The organism is Flavobacterium sp. UM26 (genome assembly GCF_057922445.1).
The window spans coordinates 191,950-216,083 of the sequence record NZ_JBVHCY010000003.1 but is presented as its reverse complement, the minus strand read 5'-3'; the positions used below and the strand labels follow the sequence as shown (position 1 = coordinate 216,083).

The 24,134-nt window shown below is 33.4% G+C and carries 12 protein-coding genes and 1 CRISPR repeat array; of the genes, 11 read left to right on the top strand and 1 reads right to left on the bottom strand.

Annotated elements, in window-relative coordinates:
- Window positions 1-239 precede the first annotated feature (239 nt).
- From cas9 to ACZ1AQ_RS05295, 9 genes are all read left to right on the top strand, one after another.
- The gene (gene cas9, locus ACZ1AQ_RS05335; RefSeq protein WP_489631913.1) at window positions 240-4,286 is read left to right on the top strand and encodes a type II CRISPR RNA-guided endonuclease Cas9; all 4,047 of its coding nucleotides are present in this window, start codon (window positions 240-242) and stop codon (window positions 4,284-4,286) included.
- Between the two features lie 2 nt (window positions 4,287-4,288).
- Window positions 4,289-5,185 (top strand): type II CRISPR-associated endonuclease Cas1, encoded by an 897-nt coding sequence (gene cas1, locus ACZ1AQ_RS05330; RefSeq protein WP_489631912.1) that lies wholly within the window; start codon window positions 4,289-4,291, stop codon window positions 5,183-5,185.
- Window positions 5,178-5,525: a CRISPR-associated endonuclease Cas2 gene (cas2, locus tag ACZ1AQ_RS05325; protein ID WP_489631911.1), complete on the top strand. Its 348-nt coding sequence runs from the start codon at window positions 5,178-5,180 to the stop codon at window positions 5,523-5,525. Before cas1 ends, cas2 begins: the two co-directional genes overlap by 8 nt.
- 115 nt (window positions 5,526-5,640) lie before the next feature.
- Window positions 5,641-8,269: direct repeats of the CRISPR family, unit length 46 nt; unit sequence GTTGGGAATCATAAGTAAAAATACAATTCTGAAAGCAATTCACAAC.
- A 461-nt stretch (window positions 8,270-8,730) separates the two neighbouring features.
- Window positions 8,731-11,400 (top strand): UvrD-helicase domain-containing protein, encoded by a 2,670-nt coding sequence (locus tag ACZ1AQ_RS05320; protein WP_489631910.1) that lies wholly within the window; start codon window positions 8,731-8,733, stop codon window positions 11,398-11,400.
- Window positions 11,401-11,665: 265 nt separating this feature from the next.
- A complete protein-coding gene (locus ACZ1AQ_RS05315) occupies window positions 11,666-13,654 on the top strand; it encodes a hypothetical protein (protein ID WP_489631909.1) in 1,989 nt (662 codons plus the stop codon).
- 221 nt (window positions 13,655-13,875) lie between these two features.
- Entirely contained in the window at window positions 13,876-15,831 is a 1,956-nt protein-coding gene (locus ACZ1AQ_RS05310; RefSeq protein WP_489631908.1) for an AbiJ-related protein, read from the top strand.
- Window positions 15,818-16,666 carry an HNH endonuclease gene (locus tag ACZ1AQ_RS05305; RefSeq protein WP_489631907.1) on the top strand — a complete coding sequence of 283 codons (849 nt, stop codon included), beginning with the start codon at window positions 15,818-15,820 and terminating at the stop codon, window positions 16,664-16,666. The genes ACZ1AQ_RS05310 and ACZ1AQ_RS05305 overlap by 14 nt, the downstream gene beginning before the upstream one ends.
- Before the next feature lie 8 nt (window positions 16,667-16,674).
- The gene (locus tag ACZ1AQ_RS05300; protein ID WP_489631906.1) at window positions 16,675-16,908 is read left to right on the top strand and encodes a hypothetical protein; all 234 of its coding nucleotides are present in this window, start codon (window positions 16,675-16,677) and stop codon (window positions 16,906-16,908) included.
- Window positions 16,909-17,045: 137 nt separating this feature from the next.
- The gene (locus tag ACZ1AQ_RS05295) at window positions 17,046-18,008 is read left to right on the top strand and encodes an endonuclease/exonuclease/phosphatase family protein (RefSeq protein WP_489631905.1); all 963 of its coding nucleotides are present in this window, start codon (window positions 17,046-17,048) and stop codon (window positions 18,006-18,008) included.
- 498 nt (window positions 18,009-18,506) lie between these two features.
- Here ACZ1AQ_RS05295 and ACZ1AQ_RS05290 read toward each other — a convergent pair whose 3' ends face one another.
- On the bottom strand, window positions 18,507-19,286 hold the full coding sequence (locus ACZ1AQ_RS05290; protein ID WP_489631904.1) for an XRE family transcriptional regulator: 780 nt from the start codon (window positions 19,284-19,286) through the stop codon (window positions 18,507-18,509).
- An 85-nt stretch (window positions 19,287-19,371) separates the two neighbouring features.
- Between ACZ1AQ_RS05290 and dinB the strand changes: the two genes are divergently transcribed.
- Both dinB and ACZ1AQ_RS05280 read left to right on the top strand, forming a co-directional pair.
- On the top strand, window positions 19,372-20,562 hold the full coding sequence (gene dinB / locus ACZ1AQ_RS05285; RefSeq protein ID WP_489631903.1) for a DNA polymerase IV: 1,191 nt from the start codon (window positions 19,372-19,374) through the stop codon (window positions 20,560-20,562).
- A gap of 489 nt (window positions 20,563-21,051) precedes the next feature.
- Complete coding sequence (locus tag ACZ1AQ_RS05280; protein WP_489631902.1) at window positions 21,052-24,105, top strand: DNA polymerase III subunit alpha; 3,054 nt, start codon at window positions 21,052-21,054, stop codon at window positions 24,103-24,105.
- Window positions 24,106-24,134 lie beyond the last annotated feature (29 nt).

The window sequence follows — 24,134 nt, the reverse complement described above, 5'->3', positions numbered from 1 at the left end:
ATCTATCTCTTCTCTTCATCTAACAGCACAAACAAAAAAAGCGACCCTTTGGAGGCCGCTTTGAATGTTTTCACAACGGAATAATCCTTATTGTGAATTGCTTCAAAATTGTGACACAATTATACTAAAAAAGTTTTAATATTCAACTGAGGTTTTCCGTAAAAAAAATAATTTTCTTTTATTTAAATTTAAGGACTACATTAGATAAAGAGAAAATCACACTTAAATAAAGTTTAATAATGAAGAAAATATTAGGATTGGATTTGGGTACAACATCCATTGGTTGGTCTTTTATAAACGAAGCAGAGAATGAGAATGAAACCTCATCTATTGTTAAAACTGGTGTTAGGATTGTTCCACTTACAACTGATGAGGAGACCGACTTTCAAAAAGGAAATACAATTTCTATAAATGCAAGTAGAACCCTAAAACGAGGAGCGCGAAGAAGCTTGCAGCGTTTTAAGCAAAGAAGAAATGCTTTGTTAGAAATTTTCAGCAGAATAAAATTCATTCCTACAGATTTTGTTTATGCCGAACTTGGAACAGACACAACCTTTTCTTCCTATCAAATAAGGGCTAAAGCAGCAACCGAGGCCGTTAGCAAAGAAAAATTAGTTCAAGTTTTATTAATGCTCAACAAAAAACGAGGTTACAAAAGTAGCCGAAAAGCCAAAACTGCGGAAGAAGGCGATGCAATTGACGGAATGAAAATCGCCAAAGAAATTTTTGAAAACAGTTTAACACCAGGACAATGGGTTTATAATTCACTATTAAATGGAGGTAAATATATTCCTGATTTTTATCGATCGGATTTACAAAAAGAATTAGAGAAGATAGTACGTTTTCAAAATCAATTTCATCCAGTACAAATGAATGATAAATTATTGGAAGACATTAAAGGGAAAACAAGAACAGTAACTTCTCAGTATTTTTCAAAAACATTAAATATTCCTCTTGCCGAGAATAAAGGAACTAGAGAAGAAACCAAATTACAACATTACAAATGGAGAAATGAAGCTTTGACAAATGAACTCGATTTGAAAATATTGGCTTTTATTATTACTGAAATCAATAATCAAATTAATCAATCCAGCGGTTATCTTGGTGCTATAAGTGACCGAAGCAAAGAATTGTATTTCAATCAAGAAACTGTTGGGCAATTTCAATACAAACAACTTCAAAAAAACGCACACGCCAAGTTAAAAAATCAAGTTTTTTACCGCCAAGATTACCTAGATGAATTTGAAAAAATTTGGGAAACACAAGCGAAATTTCATCATGAATTGAATGAAGAATTGAAATCAGAAGTTAGAGATATTACAATTTTTTACCAACGAAAATTGAAATCTCAAAAGCATTTGGTAAGTTTTTGTGAATTTGAAAAAGGCCATAAAGCCATTCCAAAATCATCGCCTTTGTTTCAGGAATTTAGGATTTGGCAAAACATTAATAATATTGAATTTAAAAAAGAAAAAGAAATTTATCCATTAGGAGAAGAACTTAAACAGATTATTAGTCAAGAACTTTTATTTAAAGAAAACATGACTGATGCACAATTTATTAAGTTCATCGTAAATGAATGTAAATTAGAAAAAGGTAATTATTCCATTAATTTCAAAAAAATTGAAGGCAATAGAACCAATACTGAAATTTTTAAGGCTTTTGAGAAAATTTTAATCCTTGAAGGCTATGACGAATTGGATTTTTCTAAATTAGATGCAATAGATATCAAACAAATTTTCAAATCGGCTTTTAAAGATTTGGAAATCAATACGAATATTCTTGATTTTGATCCAACTATTCAAGGCAATGATTTTGACAAACAAGGGTATTACCAATTATGGCATTTGCTCTATTCGTCAGAGGAAGACGAACCTTTGAAAAAAAACCTAATGACAAAATTTGGTTTCAAAGAAAATCACATTCAATTTCTTTTAAATATAAATCTACAAGCTGATTATGGCAGTTTAAGTGCCAAAGCAATAAAAAAAGTATTGCCTCATTTGATGGATGGACATATTTATGACAAGGCTTGTTTGATGGTGGGCTACAATCACTCATCTTCATTGACCAAAGAGCAAAATAATGAAAGAGTTCTAAAAGACACCTTAGAATTGCTCAAGAAAAACAGTTTACGAAATCCAGTAGTGGAGAAAATTCTCAATCAAATGATTAATGTAATCAATGCGATAATCAAGGACCCTCAAATGGGTAAACCTGATGAAATAAGGATTGAATTAGCTCGTGAATTGAAAGCAAACAATGAGCAGCGAAATGAAATGACAAAGGCAATCAATAAGAGTACTGCTGAACACGAGCAAATCAGGAAACTATTACATAGTGAATTTGGAATTCATCGTGTAACAAGAAATGATATTATTCGCTATAAACTTTGGAAGGAATGTGATGGTATTTCAATTTATACAGGAAAGCCAATTGAACCATCTAAACTATTCACAAAGGACTATGATATTGAACATATCATTCCCAAATCACGTTTGTTTGATGATAGTTTTTCAAATAAAACGATTTGCGAACGCCAATTAAACATTGATAAAAGTAATAAAACAGCATATACTTTTTTAAAAGAAAAATTATCTCCCGAAGAATTTGACCAATTCGAAAAAAGAGTAAAAAGTTTGTTTGGAAAAATTAGCAGAACCAAACAAAATAAACTACTAATGCCTGACAATGAAATTCCAGAGGGGTTTATTGACCGTCAATTAAGAGAAACCCAATACATTGCCAAGAAAGCCAAGGAAATTTTATTGGAAGTTTCCAGAAATGTAACTGCAACAATTGGTAGTGTTACGGATAAATTGCGTGAAGATTGGGAATTGGTCGATGTGATGAAAGAACTCAATTGGGAGAAATACGACAAATTGGGTTTGACTCATATTGAAGAAGGTAAAAACGGTGAACGTCTGTACAAAATTAAAGACTGGACCAAACGCAACGACCATCGCCATCACGCTATGGATGCAATAACTGTTGCTTTTACAAAACCTGCTTATATTCAGTATTTAAACAATTTGAATGCCAAAACACAAGGAGAAAATAAAGCCAAATCAATTATTGGAATTGAATTAAAATATTTAAGAAGAGATAAGAACAACAAACTTCGATTTATTGAACCAATGCCAAACTTTAGAGAAGCAGCCAAAAAGCAACTTGAAAGTATTTTAATTTCATATAAAGCAAAAAACAAAGTGGTTACCAAAAACAAAAACGTAACTAAAAAAAGCGTTGGAACTAATCAGAAAATACAATTGACGCCGAGAGGTCAATTGCATAAAGAAACCGTTTATGGAAAATTGCAACGTTATGAAACCAAAGATGAAAGCGTAAACGCAAAATTTACCAAAGAATACATCGCTAAAGTTGCCAAAAAAGAATATCGAGAAGCACTTTTAAAACGATTGCAAGAAAACGATAATGATCCTAAAAAAGCATTTACAGGAAAAAATGCTTTGACCAAAACACCTATTTACATCAATCTCAAAGACAACATTGTAGTTCCTGAAAAAGTAAAAATAGTTTGGTTAGAAGCTGATTATACTATAAGAAAAGATATTACACCCGATTTAAAAATTGATAAAGTAATTGATATTGGTTTAAAAACTATTCTTCAAAACCGTTTGAATGAATTTGGTAATGACCCAAAAAAAGCATTTGTGAACCTTGACGAAAACCCGATTTGGCAAAACAAAGAAAAAGGAATTGCGATAAAACGTGTTACTATTAGCGGAGTGAGTAATGCACAAGCTTTACATACCAAAAAAGACCATTTGGGCAATGAAATTTTAGACCATAGCGGCAAACCCATTCCTGTTGATTTTGTTAGCACTGGCAATAACCATCATGTTGCTATTTATAGAGATGAAAAAGGAAATTTGCAAGAAGAAGTAGTTTCGTTTTATGATGCCGTAGTTCGCAGAAATTTAGGATTATCTGTTATCAATAAAAACCACAATAAAGGCTGGGAGTTCTTGTTTACTATGAAACAAAATGAGTTTTTTATTTTTCCTTCGGATAATTTTAACCCGCACGAAATAGATTTATTAAATCCAGACAATTATCATTTGATTAGCCCTAATATGTTTAGAGTACAAAAACTAGGTTCAAAAGATTATACTTTTAGACACCATTTAGAGACCCAACTGTTAGACAATAGCCAATTAAACAATATTGCTTACAAAAGAATTAGGAGTCCAAAAGAATTATCAATGGCACTAAAAATACGCATCAATCATTTAGGCCAAATTGTGCAATTAGTAGAGTATTAGTTATGATAAAACGAACCCTCTTCTTCGGTAATCCAGCTTATTTAAGCACCAAAAATGAGCAAATTGTGATTTCATATCCCGACAAGGAACAAGAAACCAAAACAGTGGCTATCGAGGATATTGGCGTGATCGTTTTGGAAAACCAGCAAATCACTATTACCAATGGTTTACTCGAAAAACTAACCCATAACAATGTAGCATTAATCAATTGTGACCAACAGCACCTGCCTATTGGTTTGTTAATGCCACTCAACGGACATACGGAACAAACAGAACGTTTTAAAAACCAAATCAATGCTTCTGTGCCACTCAAAAAGAATTTATGGCAACAAACCATTAGTGCTAAAATATCAAACCAAGCGGGATTATTAAAAGAAAAAGGAATTCCTTGCCGAAAAATGGAACTTTGGGCTAAAGAAGTTACCTCTGGAGATGCGCTTAATCACGAATCGAGAGCAGCGGTTTTTTATTGGCAAAACCTCATCACAATAGAAAACTTTACCAGAGGTCAAAAAGGAATTCCACCGAACAATTTACTGAATTATGGTTATGCAATTCTTAGAGCCATTACAGCAAGAGCTATTGTCAGTTCTGGAATGTTACCCACCTTAGGAATTTTCCACCGCAATAAATACAATGCCTATTGCTTGGCTGACGATATTATGGAACCGTATCGTCCGTATGTAGATTTAATTGTCTGCCATATTATGGAAACCGAAGATTCGTATGAGGAACTGACCATCGAAATTAAAAAACAATTGTTAAGTATTGCCTCTATTGATGTGTTTATAGACGGAAAAAACAGTCCGTTGATGGTTGCCATGAGTAGAACTACTCATTCCTTACACGAATGTTTTGAAGGAACAGCAAGGAAAATTTTATACCCTGTTTATGTATGACGAACATTACACGCGCTTAAACCAATATAGAAGTTTGTGGATACTAGTATTTTTTGATTTGCCCACCGAGACTAGGAAGGAGCGTAAAATAGCCAGTGCATTCAGAAAAAGGCTATTAGACGATGGATTTTCTATGTTTCAATTTTCAATTTACATGCGATTTTGTGCCAGTAGAGAAAATGCGGAAGTACACACCAAAAGAATAAAAAATAGTTTGCCCGAACACGGAAAAATTGGCGTGATGCAAATCACAGACAAACAATTTGGAATGATGGAACTTTTTTATGGGAAGAAACCAGTAGAGCCTGAAAAACCATCTCAGCAATTAGAACTTTTTTAAACTAGGAATAAAAAAAAAGGATTGTCTTCTGAATCTTAGCATACAAATAATGCTTTTTTTTAGTTTTAAAAACTACTTATAACTACCAACATATCAATCGATTAAATCGATGTATGTTGGGAATCATAAGTAAAAATACAATTCTGAAAGCAATTCACAACTGTTTTAACAAATGTTCTTTTGTCCGTATAGTTGGGAATCATAAGTAAAAATACAATTCTGAAAGCAATTCACAACGTGCCGATGCTAAGGATGATGTGTTGATTGGTTGGGAATCATAAGTAAAAATACAATTCTGAAAGCAATTCACAACATATAGCCTTAGAAGAATTTGATAAACGTTGTTGGGAATCATAAGTAAAAATACAATTCTGAAAGCAATTCACAACTGCGCGTGTGGTTGCGAATCTAAGCTTACTGTTGGGAATCATAAGTAAAAATACAATTCTGAAAGCAATTCACAACGGTAGCTAGTTCATTTTTTCTTTTAGCAGAGTTGGGAATCATAAGTAAAAATACAATTCTGAAAGCAATTCACAACAATATTGTCTGTAACTATTTGCTTTCTTGCGTTGGGAATCATAAGTAAAAATACAATTCTGAAAGCAATTCACAACGATGCGATAATTGATAATTACCAAACAACAGTTGGGAATCATAAGTAAAAATACAATTCTGAAAGCAATTCACAACCTGTAGTAGCCACCGTATCGAGTACAAATAGTTGGGAATCATAAGTAAAAATACAATTCTGAAAGCAATTCACAACGACTACTAGCAACACTTTTTTGCGTGTGGCGTTGGGAATCATAAGTAAAAATACAATTCTGAAAGCAATTCACAACCCGCTTTCTCTGCTTTCGTATCTCCTTGTGGTTGGGAATCATAAGTAAAAATACAATTCTGAAAGCAATTCACAACACGCCTTATACAACTCCGTTATTAGGAGCGGTTGGGAATCATAAGTAAAAATACAATTCTGAAAGCAATTCACAACTGTTCTCATTGCGAATCATTAGAACACGAAGTTGGGAATCATAAGTAAAAATACAATTCTGAAAGCAATTCACAACAAATGAATCGCTAGGAGCTGAAATACTAATGTTGGGAATCATAAGTAAAAATACAATTCTGAAAGCAATTCACAACCAAGAAGAATAACAGTTAAAGTAATACCTGGTTGGGAATCATAAGTAAAAATACAATTCTGAAAGCAATTCACAACGCTTAACCGATAGTTATTTAGACCGAGGTAGTTGGGAATCATAAGTAAAAATACAATTCTGAAAGCAATTCACAACACTATTGGAAGCCGTGCCAATAGTCGCTATGTTGGGAATCATAAGTAAAAATACAATTCTGAAAGCAATTCACAACATGACGATGGCGTAGAAACTGAAGGATTGAGTTGGGAATCATAAGTAAAAATACAATTCTGAAAGCAATTCACAACCATGGGATATAATGGGAACCAACTCGACAAGTTGGGAATCATAAGTAAAAATACAATTCTGAAAGCAATTCACAACTATTCCATTTTTTACTTTTATCAGTCCTGGGTTGGGAATCATAAGTAAAAATACAATTCTGAAAGCAATTCACAACAGATACTGACATAGACAAAGATACTGACATGTTGGGAATCATAAGTAAAAATACAATTCTGAAAGCAATTCACAACTCGGTAGGTAATGCATATATATATCTTACTGTTGGGAATCATAAGTAAAAATACAATTCTGAAAGCAATTCACAACTCGGTAGGTAATGCATATATATATCTTACTGTTGGGAATCATAAGTAAAAATACAATTCTGAAAGCAATTCACAACTATGGATAGATTGTGGGATTTAGGTCAAGAGTTGGGAATCATAAGTAAAAATACAATTCTGAAAGCAATTCACAACCGTTTGTATAAAGAAGAAGAGGATGAAGTAGTTGGGAATCATAAGTAAAAATACAATTCTGAAAGCAATTCACAACCTCAATTGAATGTCTTTAATATCAACAAAGGTTGGGAATCATAAGTAAAAATACAATTCTGAAAGCAATTCACAACCCATTGTATCCACAAGCAGGATTATTCAATGTTGGGAATCATAAGTAAAAATACAATTCTGAAAGCAATTCACAACTAATTACTAACTAATTGATAATTATGCTACGTTGGGAATCATAAGTAAAAATACAATTCTGAAAGCAATTCACAACAGGGCGGTAATGCTCATTTATAAAAAAAAGTTGGGAATCATAAGTAAAAATACAATTCTGAAAGCAATTCACAACAAATGAATCGCTAGGAGCTGAAATACTAATGTTGGGAATCATAAGTAAAAATACAATTCTGAAAGCAATTCACAACGATGTAAGCCAAGTGATGTATTAATTCTGGGTTGGGAATCATAAGTAAAAATACAATTCTGAAAGCAATTCACAACTAGTCAATAATTGTTAGCTTTGCACGTGAGGTTGGGAATCATAAGTAAAAATACAATTCTGAAAGCAATTCACAACACGCCTTATGATGGTAAAGTCTTTGTAATTGTTGGGAATCATAAGTAAAAATACAATTCTGAAAGCAATTCACAACAGGTTCAATTCTTTTGAAAAGGAGCTGCATGTTGGGAATCATAAGTAAAAATACAATTCTGAAAGCAATTCACAACGACACTTATTGAACTAACTCCTCAACATCCGTTGGGAATCATAAGTAAAAATACAATTCTGAAAGCAATTCACAACCAGACAAACAAGGAATTAAGGTTAAAGAAAGTTGGGAATTATAAATAAAAATACAATTTTCAATTGAAAATCATCGAACTCTAAAAAAAAAAATAAAAGCCAAGTAAGATAAATCAATTCACAACTTGTTATACCTAGCTTTACGAAGTCTCTCGACTTCGTATTTTTTTATAAACTTGAATAGACATATATTTTAAAGTTTTCTAACTTTTTCGATAACCGTTTTATAAATCTTACGATTTTATGATAATCCATGGCCTTGTTCACCTCAAAATCAAAGAAATAATAACTGTAAAAGTAGAGCAATGTACTAAAAGTTGTATATATTTGAACTAGTTTAAAGTAAAACAAAACTGTGCAAAAAACCCCATTTTTGCAGAAAGCACAAAAGTATAATAGACCTCATTATTGTCTATCATAGGATTATATGTTTTTCAAATGAAATATAAAGAGCAACAAATATGACATTGACAATCATTATTATTGCGGTTATATTGATAGTGTTTTTTCTTGTATTTCTACAAAAGCTAGAAAAGAAAAAATATCAAAACACCACATACCTTCTAAATTTACAGCAGATAAATTCTTTTTTTGAAGCGATAGAATCCCTTGATGATTACGTAACTTGGAAACATCGTGATCAGATAAAGACAGATTATTCTGCAGTAGGTAAGTTTTTTAAATACAAAACAAGATTTTATAAAAAGGAAGAGAGAGTTAAAAATTTCAATGAAATTTACAGCGATTTTGACAATTACTTTGCCAAATATAACCAAAACTATGTCCTTGCTCAAAAAGAAAAACTCAGCCAATATTTTGAAGATATTGAAGGCAAAAAATTAGACGACCAACAACAAACTGCAGTGATAACAGATGAGTATTCAAACCTTATTATTGCGGGTGCTGGCTCTGGAAAAACCTTAACAATAATTGGTAAAGTGAAATACCTAATAGAGCAAAAGAAGGTAAAACCAGAAAACATCTTACTGTTATCATTCACTAAAAAAACAGTTGACGAATTAAACGAACGGTTAAAAAACATAAACTTAGAGGCAAGAGCTACAACTTTTCATAAACTTGGCTACGATACCATAAAAAACCACCTAGAAGCTGTTCCAGCACTAACCAACGAAAACACATTAAGTAATCTTATCAAAGCATACTTAGAAAAAGAAATACTTGACAATACAGCAGCACTAGAAGCTTACATCGTTTATGTAGCGTGTTATATGAACATACCCGAAGAACACGATAGTTATGAGTCTCTAGGGGATAAACTTGATACTGAAAAAGGAATAAATTTTCAAACTTTAAGATCTAAATGTGAACCTGAATTAAACAAAGTAAAAAAAACAAATTTGGACACAATACATGGCGAGAGAGTAAAAAGTGTTGAGGAGCTTACCATTGCCAACTTTCTTTACTTAAATGGTATTGAATATGAATATGAAAAACCATATCCTTTTGGCAATACAATGTATCGTCCTGATTTTTATCTAAAAGACTACGACATTTATTTAGAACATTTTGGTGTTGACGAAAATAATCAGGCAAAATGGCTTACACCACATAATGAACAAAAGTATGTGGAAGAAATGGAAATGAAGAGGGAAATACATAAAACAAATAACACCAAACTTTTAGAAACCTATTCTTACTACAACAGAGACCACATATTGCTCGAGAAATTACGTGAAGTACTGGAAAATGAAAATGTAATTTTTAATCCAAGAGATAAAAAAAGTATTTACTCAAAAGTTACAGAAAGCGAGAATAATTTTGGCAAAGAAATTTCAAATCTTATAATCACCTTTATTAATCTTTGTAAATCAAGAAAGTTAAACAATAATGCAATAATCACTTTGTTTTCTGATAAAAAAAGTACTAAAAATGATTATATGCTCGAAAGACAGGAAGTCTTTTTAAAATTCGCACTTCCTATTTTAGAAAAATACAACGATAAACTTAGAGATAAAAATGAAATTGACTTTAATGATATGATAAATCTGGCAACAGATATTGTAATAGACAAGAAACCAGACTACACTTATCAACATATCATCATTGACGAATATCAGGACATATCCTATTCTCGTTTTAACCTCATAAAAGAAATTAGAGAAATAGCACAAGCTAGATTAATTTGTGTGGGTGATGATTGGCAATCCATCTATCGTTTTGCAGGTAGCGACATTTCTTTGTTTAGCAATTTTGAAAAGTATGTTGGAAAATTTAAACAATTATTTATTGAACAAACGTATCGCAACTCACAATCCTTAATTGACATAACTTCTAAATATATTCAAAAGAATAAAAAACAAATAAAAAAGAACCCAAAGTCCAAAAAAGAACTGTTGGAATACCCTATTAAGTTTGTTTACTATTCACAAGCCAATGCTGAAAATGTTTTAATAAATGAAGTTCAAAATATAATAAATAAATATGGAAAAAAGCCAATATTAGTATTGGGTAGACATAGTTTTGACATCAACGAATTTATCAAGTATACTGATAATAGCAGAATTAAATATAATGAACGTACAGATCAATTAGAAATCAAAGGTTTTGAAGACATTGATATTAAATTCATAACAGTACACAAATCAAAAGGTCTAGAAGCGGATAATGTAATAATACTAAACCTAAAAAATGACTTACTAGGCTTTCCAAATAAAATGACAGATGACCCTATGTTATCATTATTACTCAGTGATGATGAAGAATATCGTTTTGCAGAAGAACGTAGATTATTTTATGTAGCATTAACAAGAACTAAAAACACAGCGATACTTCTTACCCCTTCTGATATTTCAGTTTTTGTAGAAGAATTAGAAAAGGAGAATAACTTTTTATTTAATAAGAACAATGAAAATTTAACGAAAACTAATTGTCCATACTGTCAAACAGGACGTCTAGTTATTAGGCAAAATTCATCAAATCAAAATCAATTTTTAGGGTGTTCTCATTACCCTATATGTAATCAGACTTTTAACAACATTGAAATTTTAGAAAACACTATACTTTGTCCAAGTTGCCAAAGCGGATTTATGACTAAAAGAACCGGACCATACGGTAACTTTTTAGGTTGCACAAATTATCCAAAATGTAACAAGACAATAAAATTAGAATAATTTACCTAAGCACCTTAAAGCCCCGATTACGATGTCTCATTTTCTTTACAAAACCAAAGAAATAATCAATATTAAAATAAATAATGTACTAAAAGTTGTATATATTTGAAAAAGCAAGAACACAACGAAAGCACTAAGCCAATAGATTTGGGTTATATACGAAAGCTTGTTGCTACTGTATGCTAACTAGTAGCTATGCCTTGACGGGAATACTACAAACATCTCAATTAAATAAACTTCTATCTATACTTTTTATCAACTTATTATGGAAATTACTACGAAACTCGATAAGCTATATTCTCTACGTGAAGAATTTAGCATACTTGGAATTACAGGCAGAACAGGAAGCGGTTGCACAGATGTCGCTAAGAGCTTATCACATCCATTTGAAAATTTAGATCGAATTGTTGCTCCGAGAGTAAAATCCGAAAATATCGAGCAACGTAAATATAAAATTATTTACGATTTTAATTCACTAAATTGGAAACAATATCGGATTATAAAGTACAAGAATATTCTTCTTTTTATAATGTGTCAAAACATAGACATAAGGAAATTTAGAAAACATTTATTAAGCTTTTACAGATTTAGTGCTTTAGAATACGATGATCAAAAAATCGAAAATGTTCATCAAGAACTTCACGAATTCTTTACAACCAATCAAGAAATAATTAGCACTATAAAACAATTTGGTAATATCCGAAAAATTAAAAGTCGTGATGATTTGAAATTTCTTGCGGATTTCTACTGGAATTCTTTTGAGAATTTTGCCGACCAAGTGGATAATATCCTTAAAAAACATGGTATAGCAGAGAGAACAAAATTACTACATCATACAGCTATTAATTTTAGAAAGTCGGGACAAGCATACGAAAGTGATAACGAAGATTTTCAGTATATTTATTTCATTGCAGAAGTTATTAATAGAATCATTAAGGGTACCAAAATACTACAAAGGAATTCATGCCATATTGTTATCGATTCACTGCGCAATTCTTTAGAGATTAATTTTTTTAAAGAACGTTATTCAGGTTTTTATCTAGTTGCAGTAAAGTCGGACGAACGACGAACTAGATTAGTTGACACTTATGGAAAGAATGAAACTAGACTAATAAATCGACTATTAGAGTTAGATGAAACTGAATATAAGTGTTCTGATTTTTCTAAAGGACATTTTTTTTCTCCTGATGTTCAAAATTGTATTCAGAAAGCTGACTTTCATATTTTAAATAATAAAAGAGATAACATTGAAGAAGATTTTGATTCTGTTCAACAACAACTATTGAAATTGCAGGGACTTATCCAACAACCTGGATTAATAACACCTAGCGCTGTTGAAAGATGTATGCAAATGGCTTTCACTGCGAAACTCAGTTCAGGATGTATTTCAAGACAGGTTGGAGCAGTAATTACAGATTCAGACTATTCTATTAAATCAATTGGTTGGAACGACGTTCCTAAAACTGCTGTGCCTTGCGCTTTAAGGAATATCAAAGAAATTGGACAAGAGGAGCCTTTTGGATTTTCAGATTTTGAACGTGGTATTGGTTTAACTGAAAAAGATTCTGCAAGCAAGGAAAATTTAAATAATCCTGACAATGCTGAAATAGATAAAGAATCTAAAAATTTTAATGAATACCTGAAAGCTAGTTTTTCCGAAGAAAAACTAAGTACGCAAGATCTTGGTGGAATCAACTGTCCATATTGTTTTAAAACCGCTTATAATAAATTTAAAGGTGAAACAAATCAAGTCCACACACGTTCACTACATGCTGAAGAAAATGCAATGATGCAAATTTCAAAGTATGGCGGACAACCTTTAAAAAATGGCTTTTTATTTACTACGGCAAGCCCATGCGAATTATGTGCAAAAAAAGCTTTTCAACTAGGAATAACGAATGTATTTTATATCGACCCATATCCAGGAATCTCTAGAAGTCATATTTTAAAACAAAGCAAAAAAAATCCTAATCTTAAAATGTTTCATGGGGCAATCGGACGTGGATATATAAAATTTTACGAACCTTTTTTAGCTCAAAAAGATGAAATCTCGATTCTTACTTCACATTCACTTGTAACTCCTCAAAAAATTAAGATAAAACAATTTAAAGAAATGTTCGCAAAGAATCTTGAAAAATCTCCACAGATAAAGAAGCAACTTGACGAATTGTTTAAAGATGATAATAATGCGTTTGAAAACATTGTAACTTTGATTGAAGAAGCGTTAATTTCTAGAGGTGATAAAAGTATTTAAACTGGCACGGCATTGAAAAATACAATAAGCAATTTGGGGGTACTAGCCTTAATTTGAAATTGGTTTTGTATTTGGGATTTCAGTGATAACCTAAAAACAAACCAGAACAATCGGCAACCGCATCATTGTGCAAATCAAAGAGTTTATAGAGATGTTTGTGAAAGGGATAATGACTTAATAAAGAATTAAAAAAGTTAAAAATACGATAGTAAAAAATTAGGATGTTAGAACTTTCAAAAAAATTAAAACTAGATATATTAAAGTCGTTATTACAAGAAAACGAGTTATTTGGAACACCAGTTAATGATGAAAATATAATAAAGTTTTTAGACGATTTATTAAACCTTAAAGAATTACCATCTAATGACCCAAGATATAATAATGCCTATAGTGATGCATACCAACATTTGGTAAATAATTATGATTGGGAATACGAATATGTGTTGACTGAAAGATTCAATATAATCGAAAATACAGAAACTTTTATAGAGTTTCTAAATAGAATTATTCATCCAAACATTAGAAATACAAAGGATGAAATAATGAAATTCTATTTAATGATAAACCCTTATTTAGAAAAGGAAAATTTATCATACAAAGCAATTCAATTAGATAATAATGGGTTAATAGTATATAAAGTAAGTGCCAAACAAGATGCGGATAAAATTCCATTAGGTTTAGTTACAAATAATATCCCTTTTTTTGTAAATAATAACCCTAGAGGTTTTTTTGATAGAAAAAGTTCGCATCAAACACCAACTGAATTTCCCTCATTTGTATTGGTTTTAAATGATGGGTGGAATGATTTCGGTATTATATCTGAATATGAATTGTTTTTTTATCAAAGTGCTAGTGATTGTTATATAATTGGACGATTAAAAATTATACATAATAAAGATATTATAACACCAAATATAATCCCTCCTTCATTCACACAACTTCCTGATTTATTTTGCTCTCTAGGACAAGAATATAAATATTATGAAAATATTAAAAAACTATTTGGAGACAATTTTAAAAACATACTTTGGGCAATACAAGACACTGCATTTTTTCCAACAATATTAGAAAGTTTTGAAAACAATCAAATTTTTAAAAAATCTATAATAAGAGAAGATACTTCTGAACGTTTAATGCGCGAAGTAAAATATAAAATTTATGGTATTAATTCAAAAAAACTTTACAGTTTCAAATATAAATTTCAACCTAAATTTGCTGATAATGAATTAGAAGTTGATTTTGACTTTGATAATAATAGTATGATTCCAAATAGAATTTATGCAATTATTGGTAAAAATGGTACTGGTAAAACCCAATTAGTTACTACGTTACCTATTGATATATCAAATAAAAACGACGATAATTTCACGCCAAAAACACCTTTATTTAGTAAAGTAATAGCGATTTCTTATAGCTCATTTGACAGATTTGAAATACCCAAAAAAACAGCTGAATTTAATTATGTCTATTGTGGCTTAAAAGATGAGAATGGCAATCGTATGGAGGAAAATGAACTAATTTTAAGGTTTAAGAAATCATACGAAAAAATAAGTGAACAAAGTAGAACAAATATTTTCTTAGATACAATCAAAGAATTTATCGAATTAGATTTAATCAAAGAGTTTATTATCTATAAAAGTGAAACTGAAGAGTATGAAATTAACTATGCTAAGTTTGTTGAAATTATCAATATTCTAAGCTCAGGTCAAAGCATTCTGATATTAATTATAACTGAAATAATTGCCAACATCAGGTACGATTCTTTACTAATTTATGATGAACCTGAAACACATTTACATCCAAATGCAATTTCACAACTTATTAATACTATTTATGAATTAAGTCGAATATTTCAATCCTATTGCATTATCGCAACTCATTCACCAATTATTATTCAAGAATTGTTTTCAAAAAACGTTTATGTTGTTCAACGTGAAGGTAAATATGCATCAATTAGAAAACCAAGCAAAGAGACATTTGGTGAAAACCTATCCACTATTATTGAGGAAATTTTTGGTAACAGAGAAATTCCGAAACAATTCAAAATCATTTTATCTAATTTGATTAAAAAGGGAATGTCTTATGAAGATATAATAAAAGAAATAGAATCTGACAACGTTCCTGTAAGTCTTAACACACGTTTATTTCTAAAAAGTATTATTGATGAAAAATCTTAAACCATATAAGGAATGTTCAAGTACTTTTTTAGATGATGTTTTAAAAGCTAAAAATAATTCTAACAAAGACCCTGACTACAAAAAAAGAATAGAACTATTAAAACCAAATGTAAAAAATAAATACGGAACTTTTGATATAGAAAACACAGCAAATAATCTTTCATCACTTACAGCTCACGGTTATGTGGGTCAAGATAAAATTGATTTATTAAAATTATACAAATACGACAATTCAGTAATACAAAAATTAAACATAGAAGTAACTACAGTTGAGGGTGATAGATTAATTAATACTTGCCAAAATTGTACTATCAATGAGATTAATTCATTTGATCATATTGTTCCCAAAGATGAGTTTCCAGAATTTTCGGTAAATCCACGAAATTTATTTCCTTCTTGTTCAAAATGTAATGGGCATAAAAGTAATGTTTGGAGAGAAAACAACAAATCAGTATTTCTAAATCTTTATTTAGACAATTTACCAGAGGTACAATATTTATTCTGTTATCCAGCATTTGATGAAGATAAAATAACTTTAAAATTTAATGTAGAAAATAGATTTGGTATTGAGCAAAATCTTTTCAACTTAATTAAAAATCATTACAAAAGATTACATCTACCTAAAAGATTTAGAAAAAATAGTCATGATACAATTTATGAACTCACTAAAGAAATAAATAAGTATAAGGACAAAATGAGTCAAGGAGAATTAATAACAACTATAAAGGAAGATATAATGGGAGAGAAGATCTATTATGGATTCAATTATTGGAAAGCCATCATAAAAGAAACACTTATAAATAATAAAGATTATCTTGATTTAATTTTTAATTAATAAATTAAATGAAAAAATCATTAGTGAAATTATGCAAAGAAGAACACCTGTACAAAGCCCAATTCAAAGCCTTAATCGACGCCTACATTTACAGCGGTAGAGAACCCATAAAAAACGAAGTATTCCAATGCATTGACAACCCTGATAGCGCGGATTTGCAATCCGTGCCCAAAGTGACGTGGCGCCATTCTGCTAACAGCTGTAAGTTCCAGTCCAAATTGACCACCTCCATTTCTAATTAAGAAGTTCGGACAGCTTGCGAGCTGTCCCATCCCCATCCCCATTCCCATTCCAAACCACAACACTTATTTAACACACAAGCATTCAGCTAATTAAATAAAATTCCTATCTTTAATTTCAGAACCCAAAGCACAAAAAGATGGATACGATTGAAGATAAATTACCAGTGGATGTAGAAGCCAATCTCAAAGAACTAAAAGAAGATTTAGACCTAAAAATACCACCCAAAAAACTAGAAAAAAACCTACTCATTGCCACTTGGAACATTAGAGGATTTGGAGACATTACCCGTAAGTGGACTTCGGCTCCTACAGACAGTCCAAAAAGAGATTTACATTCTTTGGTATGTATAGCCGAGATTATAAAAAGATTTGATGTAATAGCAGTCCAGGAAGTAAAAGCCAATCTCAAAGGACTACGCGATGTGCTGAAAGTCTTAGGTTCGGATTGGTCCCTAATCCTAACAGACGTCAATCAAGGCGATGTCGGCAATGGCGAACGTATGGCCTATCTCTTTGATACCCGTCGCGTAAACCTTTCCGGTTTAGCCTGCGAATTAGTAGTTCCAGACGAATGGACAAAAACCATCAACAAAGGAATGCTCGACAAACAATTTGTGCGTTCCCCTTATGCAGTGAGCTTTAGAGCACAAAACCAAACCTTTATTTTGGTCACCTTACACATCCTTTTCGGAAATACGTCCAGCGACCGCATCACCGAGCTCAAAGGCATAGCCAAATGGTTGGCCAGCTGGGCAGACGACATCAACGCCTACCACCAAAACCTAATCGCCTTAGGAGATTTCAACATCGACAAACGCGGCGACTTACTGAACCAAACCTTTATCTCCGAAGGATTGTATATTCCACCCGCTTTACAAAACGACAAAGTAACCCGTTCCATCTTCGATGAAACCAAATACTATGACCAAATCGCTTGGTTCCAAAACAGCAACAAGAAAAACAACCTATCGTTAGAATTCATAACAGGCGGCAATTACGACTTCATCAAAACCGCCCTATCCAACCGTGGCCTCACCAAACAAGCCCTATCCTTTATGCTATCCGACCACTACCCCCTCTGGGCTGAATTCAAACTATAATCCTGTACGGACAGGTCGCGACCTGTCCTACTCTTTAAACCAATAACCTCAAAAAGAGAATCTTTTTGTCCTCTTCCCCACCCTTTTAGCCAGCTCAAGAAAAGAAAGCTCCCAAAACGCACCACACACAATCAAAAAAATCTTCGCCCCCTAACCTCTTCACGCACAAAACTCATAACTGATAACTAATAACTAATAACTGACAACTCATAACTCATAACTCATAACTCATAACTGATAACTCACAACTGATAACTCACAACTGATAACTGTCAACTCATAACTGATAACTGACAACTCATAACTCATAACTCACAACTCATAACTCACAACTGTCAACTCATAACTAATAACTCATAACTAATAACTCACAACTCATAACTCACAACCCATAACTCATAACTCATAACTGATAACTGATAACTGATAACTCACAACCCATAACCTATTAAACAACCTTAAACAACCTTAAACTATAAACGATTAACCCATAACCGATTAAACAACCTTCGAAACCCTCTGCTCCTTAATCTCCTTCACTTCCCTTTTCAACTCCATTAAAATGGCTTTCAAACTATCAATTTCGGTAACAGGTTCTTTCCTATCACTACGGCCAATATTACATACGAACTCCCATATTTCTAGAATTTCTGAAAACTTAACTTCAAAATTGGGATAAAAGCGGTTATCCGATTCCAAGACAAAGGCATTCCTTTTGTTTTTATTCAAACGTTTATAGACCATCCCTTGATTTTTGGTAATCAAAATATAGGTTTTGCCGTCTTGTACTTCTCCCAGCTTTTCAACATAGCGTCCGACAATAATAGAACCCTCCTCGTGTGGTGGCATCGAATCCCCTTCAACTGGGAATCCTCTATGCTTCCCTGGACCCAAAAAGGGCAAAGAAATTTGCTGCAAACTTTCAATATATTCGGGGTCCGCATAGCCATTCAAATAACCCGCTTTTACTTTTTGCGTGACTACCTCAATGACATTTTCCCCTATGGCATCCACTTGTATGGGCAAAATAAGGCGGTTATTTTCCAATTTAATCAAATCCTGAAGGTCAATTTTACGGACATCAACAGCCAATAACAAATCAATACTGATATGATAATGATGTGCGATTTTCTTCAGTATGTCATACGGAGCTTCCGAGGTACCATCTTCATATTTCACATACCGACCTCTGGTAATCCCCAACTGCTCCGCTAATTTTTCTTGCGAGATTTGATGCTTAATTCGCAACGCCCTGATATTGTCTGAAAATAACGACATAATAATTTTGTTACAATTTGTAACAACAAATATATAAAAAATTGTTACTATCTGTACTAATTTTGTTCCCTATAAAAGCATCAAAATGACTAGGGCAATTGTACATCTCGACATGAATACTTTTTTCGTTTCCTGCGAAAGAATTACGAACTCACAATTAGAAGGCATCCCTCTAATCATAGGAGGTGGCGACCGTGGAGTCGTAGCTTCTTGTTCCTATGAAGCACGCCGTTTTGGGGTGCGTTCAGCCATGCCTATTCATATGGCACTAAAACTTTGTCCACAAGCCAAGGTGATGAAAGGTGATATGGAATTGTATTCCAAATTTTCCCATACCATAACCGAAATCATTCAAGAAAAAGCGCCTGTGGTAGAGAAAGCCAGTATCGATGAATTCTATTTAGACATCACCGGAATGGATAAATTTTATGGCTGTTACAAATGGACAGACGAACTCGCCAAAACCATCACCAAAGAAACGGGTTTACCCTTAACTTTTGCTTTATCAGTAAACAAAACAGTATCAAAAATTGGGACAGGAGAAGGAAAGCAAAAACAAAATCTAGAGATACCCGAGCACTTGGTAAAACCTTTTCTAAATCCCTTATCCATACAAAAAATACCGATGGTGGGTGACGTGACCTTTAGATTATTATCCCGCATTGGAATTCGTACCATTCAAACCCTATCGGAAATGCCTGCGGAAGTACTGCAGCAAATGATTGGCAAAAACGGACTTGATATTTGGAAAAAAGCCAATGGAATAGACAACACCCCCGTAGAACCCTACACCGAGAGAAAATCAATTTCAACCGAACATACATTTTCCCAAGACACGATTGACATAATCAAACTAAAAGCAATCCTAATGGGAATGGTTGAAAAACTGGCATTTCAACTACGTTCAGAACAATGGCTCACCTCAACTATTGTAGTTAAAATCCGCTATGCCAATTTTGACACCGAAACCAAGCAATGCAAAATTGCCTACACCTCAGCCGACCATATCCTCAACAAACACGTAATGGAACTATTTGACAAAGTATACCAAAGACGTATGCGCTTGCGATTAATTGGTATTCGTTTTAGTGGCCTCGTACGAGGAACCTACCAAATCAACCTTTTCGAAGACACCTTAGAAATGCTAGCCCTCTATGAAGCTATGGACAAAATGAAAACCCGCTACGGTTTTGATGCCGTTATGCGTTGTGCAGGAGCCTCCTTCAAACCCAACAGAAAAGATGTAATTCTAAAAAGACCCCCAAAACAACAATAAACTATATCAATCACTATCACTTCGAGTAGTCTATACTGAGCGAAGTCGAAGTACAGTCGAGAAGCCTAACAACAACCTTAAACCTTTAAACAACTTTAAACTTTAAACAACCTTAAACCATAACCCACAACCGATAACTCACTACTGATAACTGATAACTGACAACCGACAACTGATAACCGACAACCGATAACCCATAACCCACAACAACCATAAACAACTTTAAACAATTACCCCAGAACAAACAACAATCACTGTCACTTCGAGCGGAGTCGAGAAGCCTCACAACACCCACAACAACCTTAAACCTTTAAACAACTTTAAACTTTAAAAAACCTTAAACCCAAAATCGTATACAAAGAATCATCTCGTTCTCTTTTCCTCCCTTTAGGGCTGGGGAAAAGAAAAGAGAACTTCCCAAACAACCTTAAACCTTTAAACTTTTAAACAATTTTAAACTTTTAAACAACCTTAAACCCTCAAAAAAAAATGTACCTCAACTGCCACTCCTTCCACTCCCTCCGTTACGGCACCATTCCTCTTAATGACCTTATTAGGCAGGCCGTTACTTGTGGAGTACAAGCGATGGCACTTACAGATATCAATACGGTAACTGGAATCTATGATTTTATAAAAGGCTGTGATGAGGTAGGAATCAAACCACTTGTAGGGATTGAATTCCATTCAGAAAACAAAATGCGGTACATCGGTTTAGCCAAAAATGCCAGTGGTTTGGCAGAGATGAACCGATTCCTAACGACTCATAATTTCAGCGGCGAACCACTACCAAAACAAGCACCACAATTCGAGCAAGTTTTCATCATTTATACTATAGAAAATGCACCAAAAACACTTCAGGAGAATGAATTTATAGGCATTCGCCCAGAAGAGCTACCTAAACTTTTTGCTTTGGAACTCAAAAGCAAAATAGCCAAAATGGTCGTATGGCAACCCGTGACGTTCAGAACCAAAAAAGAATTCAATCTGCATAAAATTTTAAGAGCCATTGATTCCAATAGCATATTGTCGAAACTAACGGAAGCTGACTATTGTAAAACAACAGAAGTACTCAAACCAGTAGAAGAGCTTTTGACGCAGTATGCAGACTACCCACAAATCATTGCCAATACAACAGAACTAATAGAGCAATGCAATTTTAAATTTGATTGCAATACCCCTAAAAACAAAAAATACTACACCAACAATCGGCAAAGCGACATAGCATTACTAACATCATTAGCCCAACAAGGAATGCTATGGCGCTATGGTAAAAATAATATAGAAGCAAAAGCAAGAGTCGAAAAAGAACTCAAGGTCATTGACCAATTAGAATTCAGTGGTTACTTTTTAATCACTTGGGACATTATTCGCTATAGCAACAGCCGTGGTTTTATGCACATTGGTCGGGGAAGCGGTGCCAATAGCATCATAGCCTATTGCTTGGGCATTACCGATATTTGTCCACTAGAACTCGACTTGTACTTTGAACGGTTTCTAAATGAAAACCGCAAAAGCCCACCTGATTTTGATATTGATTGGAGTTGGAAAGAACGCGATGTAATCCTGGAATACATCTTCAATCGCTATGGCAAAGAAAATGTCGCTTTTTGTGGCACCAATGTCGAATTCAAATACCGTTCTATTTTCAGAGAAGTAGGTAAAGTATTTGGTCTTCCCAAAGAAGAATTAGACCTACTGGCCAAAAACCCAATGAAATTGCACGACAAGAACAGCATTGTCAAGCTCGTACAAGAATATGGTATGATGCTAGAAAAATATCCCAACCAACGCAGCATGCATTCCTGTGGCATCTTAATATCGGAAGAACCTATTACGAATTACACCCCACTGGAAATGCCACCAAAAGGATTTCCAATCGTCCTTTTTGACATGCACGTAGCCGAAGATATCGGCTTTGAAAAATTCGATATTTTAAGCCAACGCGGTATTGGACATATTGACGATACAGTCAAACTCATCGAACAAAACAGAGGAATTCGGGTAAACATCCGAGATACTTCCATTTCAAAAAATGAAGCCGTAGCCAATACCTATTTAGCGCAAGGCAAAACGATTGGCTGTTTCTATATCGAAAGTCCAGCAATGCGAGGCTTATTAAGAAGACTCAAATGCAACAATTACAAAACATTAGTAGCGGCTTCTTCTATCATTCGCCCTGGTGTGGCCAAATCGGGTATGATGAAAGAATACATTTTTCGCCACAACAACCCCTCCCAATTTGAGTACTTCCATGAAGTGTTCAAGGAGCAATTAGGCGAAACCTACGGCATTATGGTGTACCAAGAAGATGTAATCAAGATAGCCCTACATTATGGTGGTTTACCAGCTGCTGATGGAGACATATTGCGTAGAGCGATGTCGGGCAAAGGACGTTCTGTAGAAGCCTTGCGAAAAGTAAAAGAAAATTTCTTTGCCTCCTGCTTGCAAAAAGGACACCCTCCTACCCTCAGCGAGGAAATTTACCGCCAGATAGAATCTTTTGCAGGATACTCGTTTTGCAAAGCGCATTCCGCTTCCTATGCTGTAGAAAGCTATCAAAGTTTGTACTTAAAAGTCTATTATCCTATAGAATTTATGGTCGCGGTAATCAACAACCAAGGCGGATTTTACAGAACCGAAGTCTATGTCCACGAAGCACGAATGGCAGGCGCAACCGTTCACAATCCTTGTGTAAACAAAAGCAACTACGAAACAAACCTTTATGGTTCAGATGTGTATTTAGGGTTCATGCACCTTCTTAGTTTGGACAGTAAAATGGCGTTTTTCATTCAGTCAGATAGAGAAAAAAACGGCCCATTTCTTTCTTTAGAAGACTTTATCAATCGCATCCCAATGGGAATTGAAAGCATTAAAATATTAATATTCATTGGTGCTTTTCGATTTACCAATCAAACAAAAAACCAGCTTTTAGTCATTGCAAGTTTGTTACTCAACAACTTAAAGCCAGAGCATAGAAATGCAATGCTGATACAAGAACCCGTAAAAGAATACAAACTCCCCAATTTAGAACGCTCCTTATTGGAAGACGCTTTTGATGAAATAGAATTGCTCAGTTTTCCCGTTTCTTGTACAATTTTCGATTTGCTACAAACAAAATATCGTGGGGATGTTATGGCCAAAGATTTACTACTACACCACAAAAAGCAAGTCAAAATGCTAGCCTACCTCATCTCAAGAAAGCAAGTCCCCACTGTAAAAGGAACCATGTATTTCGGCACTTGGATAGACAACGAAGGTACTTATTTTGATACGGTGCATTTTCCTGATAACCTAGTGCAATATCCCTTTCAAGGCGGAGGTTGTTATTTGTTGTTAGGAATAGTTGAGGTAGATTATCATTTTCCAACCCTTACCATTTCAAAAATGGCCAAGATGCCCTTTGTTCCCGACCCACGATATATGGAAGCAAAAGACCAATACAAAACCCAACAACAAATCAAAGAAGATGTAAGCAGCACCCAACGTGCCCCTTACCCACAAGCCCATGAAATCAACCTACCCCGCCACCGAATGACCCCATAAATTACAATTCGTACGGACAGGTCGCGACC